We start from the raw sequence: 17254 nt of genomic DNA, 5'->3' as shown, positions 1-17254 counted from the left end.
GCGGCGCGCGCCTCAAGCCCGGGGCGCGGCCGCCGTGCCCTCGGCTTGGTCCAGCACCTCGCGCGCGTGTTGCTCGCCTTGGCGCACGATGGCGTCGAACTGGTTCCACTGCAGCAGCCCGACTTTGAGCAGGGGCGGGTTGAGGTAGAGGTCGCACAGGCGGCGCGATTCGGCCTGGCGCGAGGCGCTGTAGAGGATCGAGACGTTGAGCAGGTACGACACCAGCGAGGGCAGGCGGTAGCGGCGGCTTGCGCGCGGGCGCAGGCGATCGAGCAGCAGCGCCCAGGGGCCAGGGATTTCATCGAAGGTGAGCCGGCGCGCGCTGCGTGGGCTCAGGTCGACGCCGATGACGCGGCGCACGCCGCGCTGCTCGCGCATTACGTTGACCGGGAAGTTGTTGAAGGTGCCGCCGTCGCAGAGCAGCTCACCGTCGCGGATCACGGGCGGCAGCGCACCGGGTATGGCCAAGCTGGCGCGCAGGGCCTGGCTTAGGTCGCCTTGCTGCAGCCGCAGCTCTTGGCCACGCGAGTAGTTGCTGGCGATGCAGAAAAAACCCTTCCACAAATCGACCAGGTCGGCCTGGCCGCCGGTGATCTGCTGGAAAGATTCATCGACCACACGCCGCACCCGGCGCCCGCGGATGAGCGAGACCAGCGGCAGCCAGTTGTAGTCGCCGGTGGGGTTGATGCGAAACGCGCGCCGCGCCAGGTTGATGGTGGCGTCCACGTCGCCGTCGGCGGCGATCAGCGCCGCCATGATGGCGCCGATGCTGGTGCCGCCCACGCAGTCGATCTCGATGCCGCGGCGTTGCAGCTCTTTCCAGATGCCCAGATGCGCCAGCCCGCGCGCGCCGCCGCCGGCCAGCACCAGCCCGGTGGCTTGGTGGCTGAGGATGCGCGCCAGCCGCTGCACGTCGCGCTCGAGGGCGGGGCGCAGGTTGATGTGGCCGTTGACCGGGCGCCGATCGAGCCAGCGCCGCATACCGAGCGGGCTTTGGAGCTCGGCCGGATGCAGCAGCAGCAGGGTCTGGTTGGGCGCGCCCAGCTGCAGCGATTCGATCAGGCAGGCTTGTTCGATCGGATGGATCTGCGCCGGCTCGCTGGCTTGGGCCAGCAGCAGGATTTCGTCGGCGTGGCGCGTACACAGGCGGCTCCAGCCTTCGTCGGCGCTGTCGGCCTGCAGGAGCACGAAATCGTGCCGGGTTTCGAGCTCGTCGAGCACCAGGGCGCAGGCGGCGTCGCTGGCCGCGCCGTGGGTTTGCAGCGCCTGGGCGCGGGCTTCGGCGGCGCCGATGCAGGCCACGCGGCCGTGCCTGGCCAAGGCCTGCTGCAGGTCTGCGGCCAGCGGGGCGGCCTGCACGTGGGCCGTGATGGGCAGCAGACACAGCATCACCGGTGCCGCTTCGGGGCGGCTGGTGCTCTGGGTCTGCAGGCGCTCGATGATCTGGCGCGTGAGCGCAAACGAGGCCTGGGGGTGGCGTTGCACCAGATCGAAAAACTGTGCCTTGTCGAGGCGCGCCAGCACCGTGTGGCGCACCGCGACCACGGTGGCCGTGCGCGGGGCCTCGCTGTAGAGGCCGATTTCGCCCACGATCTCGCCGCGCCCGAGCTCGCGCACCGGGCGCTGGCTGCCGTCGGCGCCGTTGACGTACACGCGCAGCCGCCCGCTCAGGCTCAGGTAGGCCGCGTCGGCCACCTGCCCCTGCTGCAGCAGCACCGCACCGGCTTCGAGCTCGACCCAGCTGAAGTGCGCGCACACTTCCTGCAGCAGCTCCGGCTCCATGGCCCCAAAATGGGCCTGCAAATACCGCCCCAGGCGCTCAAGGCGCTGTAGATTCAAGTCCGTATGCATCGTTGCCTCCAAAAGTGCTAATAGTACCACCTCCGAGGCAAACTTCGCCGTCGTACAGCACGGCGCTTTGTCCGGGCGTGACGGCCCATTGGGGTTGATCGAACTGCAAGTTGAAGCCGGCACCGGGCGCTGCTGCGGCGTGGGTGCTGGCGGGGCCGGGGTCGGGGGCGTTGGGGGCGGGCGCGAAGCGACACGGGGCGTCGGCTTGGCGGTAGCGCGTTTTGGCACCATAGACCCCCGGTGGCGGGGCGCTGCCGCTCACCCAACTGGCGTCCTGGGCTTGCAGCGCGTCGGACAGCAGCCAGGGGTGTTCGTGCCCCTGCACCGCCCACAGGGTGTTGTGGGCCAAGTCTTTGCGCGCCACGAACCAGGGCGCGTGCTCGCCGCCCCCGTGGGCGCCCGCACGGGGTTTGAGGCCGCCGATGCCCAGCCCCTGGCGCTGGCCCAGGGTGTAAAAGCTCAGGCCCACGTGCTGGCCGATGGTGCGCCCGTCGGGGGCGCGGATGGGGCCCGGCTGGTGCTGCAGGTAGCGGCCCAAAAAGGCGCGAAACGGGCGCTCGCCGATGAAGCAGATGCCGGTGCTGTCTTTTTTGCGCGCATTCGGCAGGCCGATCTCGGCGGCGATGCGGCGCACCTCGCGCTTGTGCAAGTGCCCGACGGGAAAACAGGTGCGCGCCAGTTGCGCCTGCGTCAGGCGGTGCAGGAAGTAGCTTTGGTCCTTGCTGGCGTCGCTGCCCTTGAGCAACTGGTACAGGCCGCTGGCGGCGTCGAAGCGCACGCGCGCGTAGTGGCCGGTGGCGATCTGCTGCGCCCCCAGGCGCAGGGCGTGCTCGAGGAAGGCCTTGAACTTGATTTCGGCGTTGCACAGAATGTCGGGGTTGGGCGTGCGCCCGGCCTGGTACTCGTGCAAAAAGCTGGCAAACACGCGCTCGCGGTACTCGGCGGCAAAGTTGACGTGCTCGAGCTCGATGCCGATCACATCGGCCACGCTGGCGGCGTCGAGCCAGTCCTGGCGGCTGCTGCAATGCGCGCCGTCTTTCTGGTCGCCGTCTTGGTCGTCATCTTCCCAGTTTTTCATGAAGATGCCGACCACCTCGTGCCCCTGCTGCTTGAGCAGCCAGGCGCTCACCGCCGAATCGACCCCACCCGAGAGCCCCACCACAATGCGCGCACGCGCCGCTGCACCCATGCTCACAACCCCCACACCTCCACCGCCCTGCCACTGGGCGCACTTTCCTGCCGCTGCCAGATGCGCGCCTCCCAGCTCTGGTCGGCGCGGCGGTCGAACAGCAGCAGGTGCGCTTCGTCGGCGCCCACGCGCTGCGCGTAGTCGTCGGTTTGCTGCAGACCTTGTTGCAAGGCCGCTTCGGGCGCCTGGCGCACCAGTTTGAGTTCCAGCACCACGCGCTGCAGCGGGCCAAGGAAGCCTTGCGCTTCGCTGGTGGGCCACTCCAGGAACAGATCGGTGCGCTTGCGCGCCAGCCCGTATTCGCGGCTGATGCGCCCGCCGCCGTTGACGATGCGTTGCAGGAAGGCTTGCAGCAGCAACTGCGGCCCGGCTTCGGGGTAGTGGACGCTGTTGAGCCAGGCTTCGGAGTGTTCGCGGAAGAACTGCTGGAAGGCGACCAGCAGTTTGGGGAGGTCGAGCTTGCGCTCGGGCGTCAGGTACCACTCTTGCTGGTGCGCGATCATCACCTGCTTGCTCCAGGTGAGCTCGCGCGGGATCACTTCCTGGTAGATGCGGTTGGCGATGCGCACCTGGGGCCGGGTGTCGATCAGCCCCAGGTCTTCGACGTATTGCAGGTCGTCGTTGGGGTGTTTGCTGTCGCTGGCTTCGCCGCTCAGGAGGTCGGCGACGATGCCGCGCACACGCGCCTCTTGCAGCTTGTCGGTAAGCTGGTCCAGGTGCGTGGCGCGGCTCTGGATCAGGCGCTCGCGCGCGGCTTTGTAGCGCTCGAGCGTGACGGGCAAGGCGCGGTGGTGGCGCAGTTCGCGGTCGTTGTAGACGCATTCGTAACCGAGCGCGTTGACCAGCCAGGGCTGGCCGCGCGTGTCTTCCCAAAGCTCGGGGTAGATGGCGGCATCGATGGGCTGGCCGGTCTCGGCTTCGTGCTGCTGCCACAGGGCAACGGTTTCGCCTTGGCTGAAGTTGCCCAGGCGGATGGAGGTGGCCTTGATGTTGAAGGCACTCCCCCCCGTGATGATCTCGTGGTGCGCGGTGTGGATGCGGTAGTCGCGCACGTCGCGCACGCCGCACAGGATTACCGACTGCGGAAAGGCCCCCGGGCGCTGCGCGTAGCCAGCGCGAATCTGGCGCAGCAGCGAGATGAGCGTGTCGCCCACCAGGGCGTCGACTTCGTCGAGCAGGAGCACGCAGGGGCGATCATCCATGCGCGCCCAGGCTTCGAGCAGCAGGCGCCACCAGTCGTGCGGGGCTTTGTCGGCGCGCAACTGCAGCCGCACCGCTTCCGGGCGCTCGTCCTGCAGATAGACGCTGGCGGCCGAGCTGAAGGCGCAGCAAATCGCGTCCATGGCGGCGGCGACGTCGTGGCGCGCCGCTTGCGCGCCTTCGATGTTCACGTACAGCGCCCGGTAGCGCCCCTGCGCGTTCAGGTGCGCCATGAGCGCCAGCAAGGCCGTGGTCTTGCCGGTCTGGCGCGGCGCGTGCAGCACGAAGTAGCGCTCCGCCTCGATCAGCCCCAGCACCTCGTCGAGCTGGATGCGCGCCAGCGCGTCGACCATGTAGTGCATGTCGGGCTTGCTCGGGCCAGCGGTGTTGAAGTTTTTCATCGGTTCGGTGCCAAAAGCTGCAGCCCATTATGGCGCAGCGCCGCTGCACCCATGCTCACAACCCCCACACCCCCACCACCCTGCCGCTGGGCGCACGCTCCTGCCGCTGCCAGATGCGCGCCTCCCAGCTCTGGTCGGCGCGGCGGTCGAACAGCAGCAGGTGTGCTTCATCGGCACCCACGCGCTGCGCGTAGTCGTCGGTTTGCTGCAGACCTTGTTGCAAGGCCGCTTCGGGCGCCTGGCGCACCAGTTTGAGTTCCAGCACCACGCGCTGCAGCGGGCCAAGGAAGCCTTGCGCTTCGCTGGTGGGCCACTCCAGGAACAGGTCGGTGCGCTTGCGCGCCAGCCCGTACTCGCGGCTGATGCGCCCGCCGCCGTTGACAATGCGCTGCAGGAAGGCTTGCAGCAGCAACTGCGGCCCGGCTTCGGGGTAGTGGACGCTGTTCAACCACGCTTCCGAATGCTCGCGGAAGAACTGCTGGAAGGCGGCGAGCAGCTTCGGGAGGTCGAGCTTGCGCTCGGGCGTGAGGTACCACTCTTGCTGGTGCGCGATCATGACCTGCTTGCTCCAGGTGAGCTCGCGCGGAATCACTTCCTGGTAGATGCGGTTGGCGATGCGCACCTGGGGGCGGGTTTCGATCAGCCCCAGGTCTTCGACGTATTGCAGGTCGTCGTTGGGGTGTTTGCTGTCGCTGGCTTCGCCGCTCAGGAGGTCGGCGACGATGGCGCGCACGCGCGCCTCTTGCAGCTTGTCGGTGAGTTGGTCCAGGTGCGTGGCGCGGCTCTGGATCAGGCGCTCGCGTGCGGCTTTGTAGCGCTCGAGTGTGACGGGCAGGCCACGGTTGTGGCGCAGTTCGCGGTCGTTGTAGACGCATTCGTAACCCAGGGCGTTGACCAGCCAAGGCTGGCCGCGTGTGTCTTCCCAGAGTTCGGGGTAGATGGCGGCATCGATGGGTTGCCCGGTCTCGCTTTCATGCTGCTGCCACAGGGCGATGGTTTCGCCTTGGCTGAAGTTGCCCAGGCGGATGGAGGTGGCCTTGATGTTGAAGGCACTCCCCCCCGTGATGATCTCGTGGTGCGCGGTGTGGATGCGGTAGTCGCGCACGTCGCGCACGCCGCACAGGATTACCGACTGCGGAAAGGCCCCCGGGCGCTGCGCGTAGCCAGCGCGAATCTGGCGCAGCAGCGAGATGAGCGTGTCGCCCACCAGGGCGTCGACTTCGTCGAGCAGGAGCACCACGGGCTGGGCGCAATGCTGGCTAAAGCCGCTCAGCATGGAGCTGATGCGGTCTTCGATCTGCACCTGCGGCCCAGCTTGCGCGAGCCACTGCTGCATCCAGTCGTCGTGCAGATACAGCGCCGCCGAGCGCGCCAGCACCGAGCAAATGGTGGCGATGCCGGCCTCCACGCGCCCACGCGCCGCTTGCGCCGCTTCGATGTTGGCATAAAGCGCCCGGTAGCGCCCCTGCGCGTTCAGGTGCGCCATGAGCGCCAGCAGGGCCGTGGTCTTGCCGGTCTGGCGCGGCGCGTGCAGGACGAAGTAGCGCTTGGCGGCGATGAGCGCCTCGACTTCGGCCAAATCGATGCGCGCCAGCGGGTCGATCAGGTAGTGATCGCCCACCACCGAGGGGCCAGCGGTGTTGAAGTTTTTCATCAAAGGGACGCTTGCGCGCATGACGGCAGACCCAGCGGCCCACCTGCAGGCCATTGTACGCAGCCCCTCAGGTGCATCGGCTTGTGTCAGCCCCAGGGGTCAAAGTCGCCGCGGCTGGCAAAGTCCTGGAGCTGCTGCTGCTCGCGATCGGCAGCGCGCGCAAGACGGCGTTGCTCGTTCAGCCAAAGCTTGAGGCTGGCCAGTGCCTGCACTTGCTGCAGGTCGTGCTGCATCAGGTCGAGCTCGGCTTGCACATCGTCGAGTTCGTCTTGCAGCGCGCGCTGCAGGCTGGCGGTGCTGATTGCCGCAAAGGGCGACAGGCCAAATTCGGCGGCCCAGCGCCGTTGGCAGGCCTGGCGGTCGCGCTCGAGCGCGGCGGCCTGCTGTTTGAGCAGCAGGGTCAGGCTGCGCAGGCGCTCCTCGCCCACACGCTCGAGGTGGTCTGGATCCACCAGCTCGGCGCGCCACTGCAGCTCGAGCAGCGCCACCAGGTCGCGGTTGGCGTAGGCGGCGTTGACGGCGCTCATGAGCGCGTGTTTCTGCTCCTGATCGGCGGCGTCGGCGGCGCGGTCGGGGTGCAGCGCGCTGGCCAACTGGCGGTAGAGCAGGCGCAGGGTGGCGTCGGCATCGGCCAGGCTGGCAGCGGCTTTGGCGGCGGCGGCGCTGGGTTTGCGGCGCGCTTGTTTGGTGGCGCGCTGGCTGGCTTTTTGCTGCTCGTGCGCGTCGATTTGCTGCTGCAAGTGATCGATGGCGGCATGCAGCCCGGCCCCTGGATTGTCGGGGTCGAAGTCGGGCAGCTCGGTGTCGAGCACGTGGCCCATGACGTGCTGCAGCTCTTGGTGCAGGGCTTGGGCTTGCTCACGCTGGCGCTCGGCCAGGGTCTTGGGGCTGCGCCGGTCGTGCAGGGCCGCCATCTCGGCATCGCCCGCGAGCGCCAGGTCCTCGGCTTGGGCACAGACGATGCGGCGCAGCGTGGCCAACTGGTTGGCGCTCAGGCCCTTGGGTTTGCCCTCGAACCACGGGTCGAGCGCCAGCACGATGGCGCGGCGCAGTTGCTTTTGCTGCTCCAGCAAGGGGCCGAGCTGCTGGGCGCAGCGGGCTTGGTGTGCGAGGCAATCGGCTTCGAGCGTTTGCAACTGCAGGCGCAGGCGCTCGATGCGGGCGCGCTCGCGCTCAAAGGCCTGCCCGGCGGCAGAGCGCAGGCGCTGGCCCGGTGCCAGCACGCGCAAGGCGGTGCCGGCCTGCTGGCCGCTGGCGGTGGCCGCAGCGGCACCCAGGGGCGGGGTGTCGTCACCAAACAGGCTGGGTTGCTCGGCAAAGCGCGGGTCGGAGGCGTGCGCACGGGGCGCGCTGCGGCTGGAGCGTGGCATGGGCTCAACCCCGCACTTCGCCTTGGCCCAGCACCACGTACTTGAGCGAGGTCAGGCCCTCGACCCCGACCGGGCCGCGGGCGTGGAACTTGTCGGTGCTGATGCCGATTTCGGCCCCCAGGCCGTACTCGAAGCCGTCGGCAAAGCGCGTGCTGGTGTTGACCATGACGCTGCTCGAGTCCACCTCGCGCAAGAAGCGCTGCGCGTGCGCGTGTTCACGCGTGAGGATGGCGTCGGTGTGCTGGCTGCCGTAGCGGTTGATGTGCGCAATCGCTTCGTCCAGCCCGGCCACCACTTTGACGCTGATGATCGGGGCCAGGTATTCCTCGGCCCAGTCGGCCTCGGTGGCGGGGACGAGCAGCGGGACGGGCGCGCTGCCGGGTGCAGCGGGGGCGACGCCAGCGCCATCCCCGCCCAGTGCCGGCGTCAAAATCGCCAGGCTCTCGGGGCAGCAGCGCATCTGAACGCCCTTGGCGGCAAAAATGGCCCCGATGCGCGGCAAGAACTCGGCCGCCACGGCTTGCGCCACGAGCAGGCTTTCGGTGGCGTTGCAGGGGCTGTATTTCTGCGTCTTGGCGTTGTCGGTCACGCGCAGCGCGAGCTCGAGGTCGCAGGGCGCATCAACATAGGTGTGGCAGTTGCCATCCAGGTGCTTGATCACCGGCACCTTGGCCTCGGCGCTGATGCGCTCGATCAGGCCCTTGCCGCCGCGCGGGATGATCACGTCCACGTACTGCGGCATGGCGATGAGCTGGCCGACGGCGGCGCGGTCGGTGCAGGGGACGAGCTGCACGGCTTGAGGCGGCAAGCCAGCTTGCTGCAGCGCCTGCTGCACCAGCGCAGCCAGGGCGCGGTTGCTGGCGATGGCCTCGGAGCCGCCGCGCAAGATGCAGGCGTTGCCGCTCTTGATGGCCAACGAGGCGGCTTCGATGGTGACGTTGGGCCGGCTCTCGTAAATCATGCCAAAGACGCCGATGGGCACGCGCATCTGCCCGACGCGGATGCCGCTGGGCTGCTGGCGCAGGCCGCTGATTTCACCGATCACATCCGGCATGGCGGCGAGCTGCTCGCAGCCCTGGGCGCAGGTTTCGATGCTGGCCGCGCTCAGGCGCAGGCGGTCCAGCAGCGGCGCGGCCATGGCGGCGGCGCGGGCGCGCTCGAGGTCGATGGCGTTGGCGGCTTGCAGCGGCGCGCCGTGTTGGCGCAGCAAAGCGGCCAGGCCGCGCAAGGCGGCGGCCTTGACGGCGGCGCTGGCGCGGGCCATCTGCGCCGCTGCGGCGCGGGCCTGGCGGCCCAGGGCGGGCATGAGTTCGGGGGTGTAGGCTTGAGCGTGATCGTCCATGGGGGGATTTTCGCATCAGTGGCAGGCTTTTGTCGGGTGCGGGTGCGGGTGCGGGTGCGGGTGCGGGTGCGGGTGCGGTCGGCGCCCATGCGCTAGCATCCGGGTCTTGCCCCCTTTTCTTGCCCTCCTTCTTGCCCCACCCACCAGACCCAGTACGGCATGAGCACCTACCTCTTCGACCCCCCGCCCGTCACCGCGCTGGCCATACGCGGCTTGCCGCAGCGTTTCCCCGTGAAGCGGCTGTTTTTTGTCGGCCGCAACTACGCTGCGCACGCCGCCGAAATGGGCTTTACGGTGGACAAAAGCCGCGAAACGCCGTTTTATTTCACCAAATCGCTCAGCGCACTGGTGCCCAGCGGCGGCGCGCTGCCCTACCCGCCGGGCACGCGCAACTTCCACTACGAAGTCGAGCTGGTGGTGGCGCTGCACCAGAACGGCTTTCAGGTGACCCCGGAGCAGGCGCCGGCGCTGATCTTCGGCTATGGCGTGGGGCTGGACATGACGCGGCGCGACCTGCAGCAGGCTGCGCGCGAGCTGGGCCGCCCCTGGGACTTGGGCAAAGATGTGGAGCACGGCGCCGTCTGCTCGGAGCTGTTGCCGCTGCCGGGGCAGTTGCTGGCGCCGGCGGCCATCGGTCTGCAGGTCAACGGTCAGACGCAGCAGCAAGCCAGTACCGGGCAGCTGATCTGGAGCATTCCAGAGCTGATCGCCGACCTCTCGCGCTTTTACCACCTGCAGCCCGGCGACCTGATCTACACCGGCACCCCCGAGGGCGTAGGGCCGGTGCAGCCCGGCGACCAGCTGCGCGGCTGGGTCGAGGGGGTGGGTGAAGTGCACACCCGCATCGAGGCGGCCGATACCGGGCAGACCCCGAACCCACCATTGCTGGCCTGAACTGCACAGGGCAAAGGGGTCAAGGCTGCGCCGCCGCCCACTGCACCAGCGCATCGAGCGCTGGGCGGGCGGCGTGGGCGTTGGGGTGGTTGACGAGGGCCACCAGCACCAGCCGCTGGCCGTCGGGGCGGTGCACGTAGCCGGCCAGGGCTTGCACGTCGCGCAGGCTGCCGGTTTTGAGGTGTGCAAGGCCGGCGCCCATGCGGCTGCGCCGCAGCGTGCCGTCGAGGCCGCTGGCGGGCAGCGAGGCCATGAGGTCGGGCATGGCGTGCGAAGCATAGGCCTGTTGCAGCAGCCGGCCCAGGGCGAGCGCGCTGGCGCGGCCGTCGCGGCTCAGGCCCGAGCCGTTGCCGACCTCGGGCAGGGGCAGGTCGGGGCCGAAGCGCTGCCGCCACCACTGCTGCAGGCGCTGGCGTGAGCGCGTAAAGGTGGCCGGGCCATCGCCTTGGCTGAGCGCGAGCAGCAGGTGCTGGGCCATGACGTTGTTGCTGAACTTGTTGGCGTCGCGCACCACCTCGGCCAGCGGGGGCGATTCGAACACCAGGCGCTCGGTGGCGCCCGCAGGTACGCTGCCTTCGCGTACCTGGCCCCCGAGCGTGCCGCCGTTGGCCAGCCACATGGCCTGCACGGCGCGCTCGGCCATGCGGCGCGGCTCGGGGTGGGCCAGCGGCCAGTGGCGCACGCCGCAGGCGGCCGGGTAGCTGCCCTGGAAGCGCGGCTGCAAGGGGTGGGAAAAATCGGCGCGCAGTGCGGCGCGCCAGTCACCGCACTGGGCTGAGGCGGCGTGGGCCGCAGCGGGGGCGCCGGCAGCGTGGGCGGGGGCTTGGCTGCTGGCGCTGAGCGGCACCGTGGCTGGCACCAGCACCCCGGCCAGCGGCGGTTCGGCGCGGATGCGCGCCACGCCTGCGGCCACGTCGGGGCTGAAGGTGAACACCTGGACGCGGAAGTTGACCAGCAGCGCGTCCGGGCCGGCGTTGTAGGCGCGCAGCGGCTCGTCGTTGAAGGCGGCGGGGTCGATCTCGGGTTCGGCAAAGGCGCTGCGGTCGAGCACGATGTCGCCGCTGATGCGCTCGATGCCCAGCGCCTGCACCCGGCGCAGCAGCAGCCAGAGTTTTTCGGTCACCAGCGCCGGGTCGCCGCCGCCGCGCAGGTACAGGTTGCCGTGCAGCACGCGCTCGCGCAGGTCGCCGCTGCTATAGACCTCGGTGCGCCAGAGGTGGCCGGGGCCGAGCAGGTCGAGGGCGGCAAAACTGGTCACCAGTTTGAGCGCGGAAGCGGGGTTGAAGGGCGCGGTGTGCTGGTGCGCCAGCCACGGTGCGGCACCGGGTTGCGCCGGGGCGATCCACAGCGCCAGCGCCTCGGGCGGCACGGCGGCGGCGCGCAGGGCGCTGGATACGGCGGGCGGCAAAGGGGTGGTGTGGCTGGCGGCATGGGGGGCCGATGCGGACGGGGCTGCGACAGCAGCCTGGCCCGAGGCCGCCCACGCCAGGCCAGCGCACAGCAGCACCGGGGCGAGGATGGCAGGGGCAGCCCAGGCGCTCAGCGTGCGCCAGGCGCTCGAGGGGGCCGGGGCCGCTGGGCGGGCCAGGGTGCCAAAGGGGTGCGCTGGGGGCATGGGCAATGATCTCGCGGACGAGGCCTTGAATCGGGCCCTGAATGAGGCCTTGGAGGCGCCAAAGCGACCGGACGCAGCTGGGCGAGGACCCGGCTGCGTGGGCGCGCTGCCAGTTTAGCAGCGCCGGTGTGCGCATCTGGCAGGATAATCCAGAGCCATGAATGCTGCCAGCCCCGCTTTGCCCCCGCGCCCGCGCCACGCGGCGCAGCGCGTGCTGGCGATCGAGACCAGCACCGAGCGCCTGAGCGTGGCGCTGGGTGCGGCTGGGGGCCAGCCGCTGGCGCAATACCAAGGCGAGGGCGGGGCCCAGGCGTCGGCGCTGCTGATTCCGTGTTTGCTGGGTTTGCTGGACGAGGTCGGCTGGCGGCTCGATGAGCTCGATGCCATCGCTTTTGGCCAAGGGCCGGGGGCCTTCACGGGCCTGCGCACGGCCTGCGCGGTGGTGCAGGGGCTGGCGCTGGCGGCGCGCCCAGGTGGGGTGCCGGTGTTGCCGATCGGCACCTTGCTGGCGCTGGCCGACGAGGGTGGGCACGCCGGCTGCGCCCAAGGCGCCGGCGGCGAGCAGGTCCGCCCGCAGCGGCTGGTGGCGGCGCTGGACGCGCGCATGGGTGAGCTGTACGTGGCCGAGTTGCGTTGGCAGCCGGCCACGCCTCTTGACGGGCCCAGCGCACCCAGCGCATGGGCCGGCTGGCGCATGCAGGGCCGACCGCGCCTGTGCGCGCCCGAGGCGCTGCCGCTGGACTGGCTGCAAGGCGCCGCGGCAGAACCCACCTGGTTGGTGAGCAACGCCCTGGCCACCTACGCCGAGCGCTTGCCGCTGGCGTGGCGGGCGGTGCCGCAGGTGCCGGCATGGCCGACCGCCGCCGCGCTGCTGCGGCTGGCGGGCTGGCATTGGGCAGCAGGACGGGCGGTGTCCGCCGCCGACGCGCAGCCGCTCTACGTGCGCGACCAGGTGGCGCTCACCACCGCCGAGCGCGCCGCCCTGCAGGCACAGCGCTCGACCGAGGCCCAGGCAGAGCAAGCTGCCCAAGCAGGGCAAGCAGGGCAAATGGCCCAAGCGGTGCACTCAGAGGCCGTGCGCTTGCCGGTCCCCCTCTGGGGGCAGCGGCAGCCATGAACGACGCCTTGCCACTGGGCCTGCACTGGGCACAGATGCAGGCCGCGCACCTGGCGGCGGTGTGCGCGCTCGAGCGCCGCGCCCACGCGCACCCGTGGAGCGAGCAGCTGTTTCGTGACTCGCTGCAAGCCGGGCACCAGGCGCAGCTGTTGCTGTGCTGCGCCAGCACCCCAGCCGTGGAGGTGCAGCCCGTGGAGGCGCAGCCGCAGGCGCTGCGCGTGCCCGATGGCCGTGGTGTGCTGGGCTATTTCGTGGCGCAGACGCTGCTCGACGAGGTGCATCTGTACAACTTGGCCGTGGCCCGTGCGCGCCAAGGCTGGGGCGGGCTGCTGCTGCAGCGGCTGGTGGCTGCGGCCCAGGCCCAAGGGGCGCAGACGCTGTGGCTGGAGGTGCGCGCCAGCAACCAGCCCGCGCTGGCGCTCTACCGGCGGGCCGGCTTTGACACCGTGGCCACGCGCCGGGGCTACTACCCGGCTGCAGGCGGCGCGCGCGAAGACGCGCTGGTGCTGCGCCGCTGTCTGCAGGCGCTGCCCCTGACGTCGCCACAACCGGAGCCCATCCCATGAGCGCGCCCGAGCACGCGCCCGAGCACGCGCCCGACCCAGCGCCCGACCCAGCCACTTGCAGCGCTGCGGCGGCAGGCGCGCTTGCCGCGGCCACGCGGGAGTCCGCCCGCCCGCAGTTGAGCCCGCGCCACAGCGCCATGCTGGCCGCAATGGGCGTGCGGCCGTGGTGGCTGTTTGGCACCGAAACCGAGGCCGCGCCCGCACCTGCTTCGCACACCGTGCCCGCACGGCCTGCGCGCCGCGCCGCCCCCGTCGCGCACCCTGCCGCGCACCCTGCCGCGCACCCTGCCGCCGCCCCTGCGGCGCGAGCCCCCGCCGCAGCCCCCCCGACCACGCCCTGCGCCCCCGCCCCAGACTGGGACGCGCTCGAGCAGCAGATCCGCAGCTGCCAGCGCTGCCCCTTGGGGGCGCAGCGCCAGTGTGCCGTGCCCGGCATGGGCGACCGGCGACCGGACTGGCTGCTGGTGGGCGAGGCGCCGGGCGAAGAAGAAGACCGCCAAGGCCTGCCCTTTGTCGGCCGCGCCGGGCAGTTGCTCGATCGCATGTTGGCGGCGCTGCAGCTGCAGCGCGGGCAGCGGATGCACATCACCAACGTCATCAAATGCCGGCCGCCACAGAACCGCAACCCGGCCGCCGACGAAATCGCCCATTGCACGCCCTATCTGCGGCGCCAGATCGAGCTGCTGCAGCCCAAGATCGTGCTGGCACTCGGGCGCTTTGCCGCCCAGACCCTGCTGGCCGAGGGCGGCTGCCTGCGCCCAGACGAGCTGCACACGCTGCCGCTGGGCAAGCTGCGCGGCCGCATCTACCAGGCCCGCATCGGTGCGCAAACGCTGCCGCTGGTCGTCACCTACCACCCGGCCTATCTGTTGCGCAGCCCAGCCGACAAGGCGCGCGCCTGGGCCGATCTGTGCCTGGCCGCCGATGCGCTCGAGGCTGCGCCCGAAGCCGCAGCGCTGCCCTAGCCCCTGCTGCCTGCTGCCTGCTGCCTGCTGCCTGCGCAGCCCAACGCAAGCGTCGCGCCCCAAGTCAGAACTGCCCGGTCAGAGCCGACCTTCCTCCACCGCGTGGCAGGCCACCCGCACCCCATCCAGGTGTTGCAGCACCGGGCGCTCGCTGCTGCAGCGCCGGTTCGCTGCGGGGCAGCGCGGGTGAAAGGCGCAGCCCGTGGGCGGGTTGAGTGGGTTGGGCACCTCGCCTTGCACCGGGGTGCGGGCGCGCCCGGTGTGGTGCAGCTTGGGGATGGCCTCGAGCAGCATGCGCGTGTAGGGGTGGCGCGGCTGGTCAAACAACAGCGCCTTGGGGGCCAGTTCCACCAGCCGACCCAGGTACATCACGCCCACGTGGTCGCTCACATGGCGCACCACCGCCAGGTTGTGGCTGATGAACAGGTAGGTCAGGCCCTGCTGGCGCTGCAGGTCTTTCATGATGTTGAGCACCTGCGCCTGCACGCTCACATCCAGCGCCGAAGTGGGCTCGTCGCAGACCAGAAACTCGGGCTGCGTGGCCAGCGCGCGCGCAATCGAGATGCGCTGGCGCTGGCCGCCCGAAAACTGGTGCGGAAACTTGACCCGATCCAGCGCGCTCAGGCCGACCGACTGCAGCAGCTCACCCACCCGCGCGTCGAGCGCCGCCCGCGCGCTGAGCAGGCCGTGTTCGCGCAGCGGCTCGGCCACGATGTCGGCCACGCGCCAGCGCGGGTTCAGGCTGGCGTAGGGGTCCTGGAAAATCATCTGGATGTGGCGTCGGATGGCGCGCCCAGAGCGGCTGCGGTAGGCGGCGTGCGCGTCCTGGCCGGCAAACTCGAAGCGCCCGCGGCTGGGCTGGTACAAGCCCACCAGCAAGCGCGCCACGGTGCTTTTGCCGCAGCCTGATTCGCCCACCAGCGCCAGCGTCTGGCCGCGTGCGATCTCGAAGCTCACGCCATCGACGGCGTGCAGCAACAGGCGCGGCTTGCGTTCGATGACGCGGTTGAGCCACGGCGCCGACACATCGAAGGTGCGCGCCAGATCGACGGCACGCACCAGCGGCGCGGCCGGGGCGGCGGCAGCAGCCGGCCCCAGGGCCGCTTCAGGGTGGCCCAAGGCGGCCGTGGCGGTGGGGCGCGCGCTCATGGCTGGGCCTCGATCGAAGGGGTGGCGTCGGCGTGGGCCGCGGGGGTGAGCCAGCAGGCGGCCCGGGTGGTGGCGGCGGGCATGAGTTCGGGGCGCTCGTGGTGGCAGCGGGCAAACACTAAGGGGCAGCGCGGGTTGAAGGCGCAGCCTGGGGGGATGGCGTTGAGGCGCGGCATGGCGCCGTCGATCTGGTGCAGGTGCTGGCGCTCGACCTCGATGTCGGGGATGCAGCGCATCAGGCCCTGGGTGTAGGGGTGGGCGGCGGCGTGGATGACGTCGCGCACCGGCCCGATTTCGGCGATGCGCCCGGCGTACATCACGGCCACGCGGTCGCAGGTTTCGGCGATCACGCCCATGTCGTGCGTGATCAGCATCACGGCGGCGCCGTGCTTTTTGCACACCGACTTGAGCAGGTTGATGATCTGCGCCTGGATCGAGACGTCGAGCGCGGTGGTGGGTTCGTCGGCGACGATGAGCTTGGGCTCGGCCGCCAGCGCCAGGGCGATGACCACGCGCTGGCGCATGCCGCCCGAAAACTGGTGCGGGTAGTGGTCGATGCGCTCTTGCGCCGCCGGGATGCCGGTTTCTTGCAGCAGCTCGATGGCGCGTTGGCGTGCCTGCGCAGGCGTCAGCGGCAGATGGGTGGTGATGGTTTCGATCAACTGGCGCCCGACCGAGTACAGCGGGTTGAGCGAGGTCAGGGGGTCTTGAAAAATGGCCCCGATGCGGCGCCCGCGCACGCGCCGCATCTGCGCCGGCGGCAGGTTGTCGATGCGCTCGCCCTCGAGCCAGATCTGGCCGCTGGCGATGCGCCCGGGTGGCTCGAGCAGGCCGATGATGGCCGCGCCGGTGAGCGATTTGCCCGCCCCCGATTCGCCCACCACACCCAGGATTTCGCCGGGCGCGATCTCGAACGAGAGCTGGTCGAGGGCGCGCAGGGTGCCGTGGCGGCTGGGGAACTCGACCACCAGATCTTGGACTTGCAACAGGCTCATGGCAGACCTCGGTTCAGCGCAGGCGCGGGTTGAGGGCGTCGCGCAACCAGTCGCCCAGCAGGTTCACGCTCAAGGCAATCAGCACCAGCACCAGGCCGGGGAAGATGGTGATCCACCACTCGCCCGAGAACAGGTAGTCGTTGCCGATGCGGATCAGGGTGCCCAGCGAGGGCGAGGTGGGCGGTGCCCCCACGCCCAGAAACGACAGCGTGGCCTCGGTGATGATGGCGGTGGCCACCTGAATCGTGGCCAGCACCAGCACCGGCCCGAGCACGTTGGGCAGCACGTGGCGGCGCATGATGGCCAGCGACGAGACGCCGATCACCCGCGCCGCTTGCACGTATTCCTTTTGCCGCTCGACCAGGGTGGAGCCGCGCACCGTGCGCGCATACTGCACCCAGCCGGTGAGCGTGATGGCGGCGATCAGCACGCCAAAGGCCAGTGCCTCGTGCGCGTTGGGGAACAGGGTGTGGCCGATGCCGGCGATCAGCAGCGCGATCAGAATCGCCGGGAACGAGAGCATCACGTCGCACAGGCGCATCAGCAAGGCATCGACCCAGCCGCCCAGGTAGCCCGCCAACAGGCCCAGCGTCACCCCCAGCAGCACCGACAGCAGCACCGAGATCAGGCCGACAAAGAGCGAGATGCGGGCGCCGTAGATGAGCGCCGACAGGATGTCGCGCCCCTGGTCGTCGGTGCCCAGCACAAAGGTCCACTGCCCCTCGGGGTACCAGGCCGGCGGCAGGCGGGCGTTGTTCAGGTCGAGCGTGGCCAGATCAAAGGGATTGTGGGGCGCCACCCAGGGCGCAAACAGCGCCGCCAGGCCGCAGACGAGGGCAATCGCCGCCGCAAACAGCGCCGCCGGCGAGTTGCGAAAGCTGTGCCCGACGTCGCTGCCGAGCCACTTGAGGAGGGTGGTTTTCATAGGGGGAGGGTGCAGGCCGGG

14 protein-coding genes are annotated in these 17254 nt (G+C 70.2%); 4 read left to right on the top strand and 10 right to left on the bottom strand.

The window, feature by feature from the left end:
* Positions 1–12: 12 nt before the first annotated feature.
* The 6 genes from AAAZ40_RS01125 to AAAZ40_RS01100 all read right to left on the bottom strand — a co-directional run bounded on the left by AAAZ40_RS01125 (position 13) and on the right by AAAZ40_RS01100 (position 9007).
* A complete protein-coding gene (locus AAAZ40_RS01125; protein WP_476660778.1) occupies positions 13–1851 on the bottom strand; it encodes a patatin-like phospholipase family protein in 1839 nt (612 codons plus the stop codon).
* Entirely contained in the window at positions 1820–3040 is a 1221-nt protein-coding gene (gene mnmA / locus AAAZ40_RS01120; protein ID WP_476661651.1) for a tRNA 2-thiouridine(34) synthase MnmA, read from the bottom strand. Before mnmA ends, AAAZ40_RS01125 begins: the two co-directional genes overlap by 32 nt.
* Positions 3041–3042: 2 nt before the next feature.
* Positions 3043–4641, bottom strand: coding sequence for an AAA family ATPase (locus AAAZ40_RS01115; RefSeq protein ID WP_476660777.1), 1599 nt, complete (start codon positions 4639–4641; stop codon positions 3043–3045).
* 55 nt (positions 4642–4696) lie between these two features.
* Positions 4697–6316: an AAA-like domain-containing protein gene (locus AAAZ40_RS01110; protein WP_476660776.1), complete on the bottom strand. Its 1620-nt coding sequence runs from the start codon at positions 6314–6316 to the stop codon at positions 4697–4699.
* Between the two features lie 65 nt (positions 6317–6381).
* On the bottom strand, positions 6382–7665 hold the full coding sequence (locus AAAZ40_RS01105; RefSeq protein WP_476660775.1) for a coiled-coil domain-containing protein: 1284 nt from the start codon (positions 7663–7665) through the stop codon (positions 6382–6384).
* Between the two features lie 4 nt (positions 7666–7669).
* The gene (locus AAAZ40_RS01100; RefSeq protein WP_476660774.1) at positions 7670–9007 is read right to left on the bottom strand and encodes a glutamate-5-semialdehyde dehydrogenase; all 1338 of its coding nucleotides are present in this window, start codon (positions 9005–9007) and stop codon (positions 7670–7672) included.
* A gap of 159 nt (positions 9008–9166) precedes the next feature.
* Here AAAZ40_RS01100 and AAAZ40_RS01095 point away from each other — a divergent pair, with 159 nt between their 5' ends.
* Complete coding sequence (locus AAAZ40_RS01095; protein ID WP_476660773.1) at positions 9167–9901, top strand: fumarylacetoacetate hydrolase family protein; 735 nt, start codon at positions 9167–9169, stop codon at positions 9899–9901.
* 19 nt (positions 9902–9920) lie between these two features.
* Here the strand turns inward: AAAZ40_RS01095 and dacB are convergent, their stop codons facing one another.
* Positions 9921–11516: a D-alanyl-D-alanine carboxypeptidase/D-alanyl-D-alanine endopeptidase gene (dacB, locus tag AAAZ40_RS01090; RefSeq protein WP_476660772.1), complete on the bottom strand. Its 1596-nt coding sequence runs from the start codon at positions 11514–11516 to the stop codon at positions 9921–9923.
* A 157-nt stretch (positions 11517–11673) separates the two neighbouring features.
* Between dacB and tsaB the strand changes: the two genes are divergently transcribed.
* The 3 genes from tsaB to AAAZ40_RS01075 are packed head-to-tail and all read left to right on the top strand — an operon-like array spanning position 11674 to position 14164.
* Positions 11674–12633, top strand: a complete 960-nt coding sequence (gene tsaB, locus AAAZ40_RS01085) for a tRNA (adenosine(37)-N6)-threonylcarbamoyltransferase complex dimerization subunit type 1 TsaB (RefSeq protein ID WP_476660771.1) — start codon at positions 11674–11676, stop codon at positions 12631–12633.
* Positions 12630–13199, top strand: a complete 570-nt coding sequence (locus AAAZ40_RS01080) for a GNAT family N-acetyltransferase (RefSeq protein ID WP_476660770.1) — start codon at positions 12630–12632, stop codon at positions 13197–13199. The genes tsaB and AAAZ40_RS01080 overlap by 4 nt, the downstream gene beginning before the upstream one ends.
* A complete protein-coding gene (locus AAAZ40_RS01075) occupies positions 13196–14164 on the top strand; it encodes a uracil-DNA glycosylase (RefSeq protein ID WP_476660769.1) in 969 nt (322 codons plus the stop codon). Before AAAZ40_RS01080 ends, AAAZ40_RS01075 begins: the two co-directional genes overlap by 4 nt.
* 78 nt (positions 14165–14242) lie before the next feature.
* Here AAAZ40_RS01075 and AAAZ40_RS01070 read toward each other — a convergent pair whose 3' ends face one another.
* Genes AAAZ40_RS01070 through AAAZ40_RS01060 form a run of 3 tightly spaced genes read right to left on the bottom strand, consistent with a single transcriptional unit; the run spans position 14243 to position 17233 of the window.
* Entirely contained in the window at positions 14243–15313 is a 1071-nt protein-coding gene (locus AAAZ40_RS01070; RefSeq protein ID WP_476660768.1) for an ABC transporter ATP-binding protein, read from the bottom strand.
* Positions 15310–16308, bottom strand: a complete 999-nt coding sequence (locus AAAZ40_RS01065; protein ID WP_476660767.1) for an ABC transporter ATP-binding protein — start codon at positions 16306–16308, stop codon at positions 15310–15312. Before AAAZ40_RS01065 ends, AAAZ40_RS01070 begins: the two co-directional genes overlap by 4 nt.
* A 13-nt stretch (positions 16309–16321) precedes the next feature.
* Positions 16322–17233 (bottom strand): ABC transporter permease, encoded by a 912-nt coding sequence (locus AAAZ40_RS01060; RefSeq protein ID WP_476660766.1) that lies wholly within the window; start codon positions 17231–17233, stop codon positions 16322–16324.
* Positions 17234–17254: the final 21 nt, after the last annotated feature.

The sequence above is a fragment of the Serpentinimonas sp. SMBJO2 genome, from assembly GCF_056341105.1.
The sequence above is the reverse complement of the archived record's forward strand: the minus strand, read 5'-3'. Positions and strand labels throughout refer to the sequence as shown.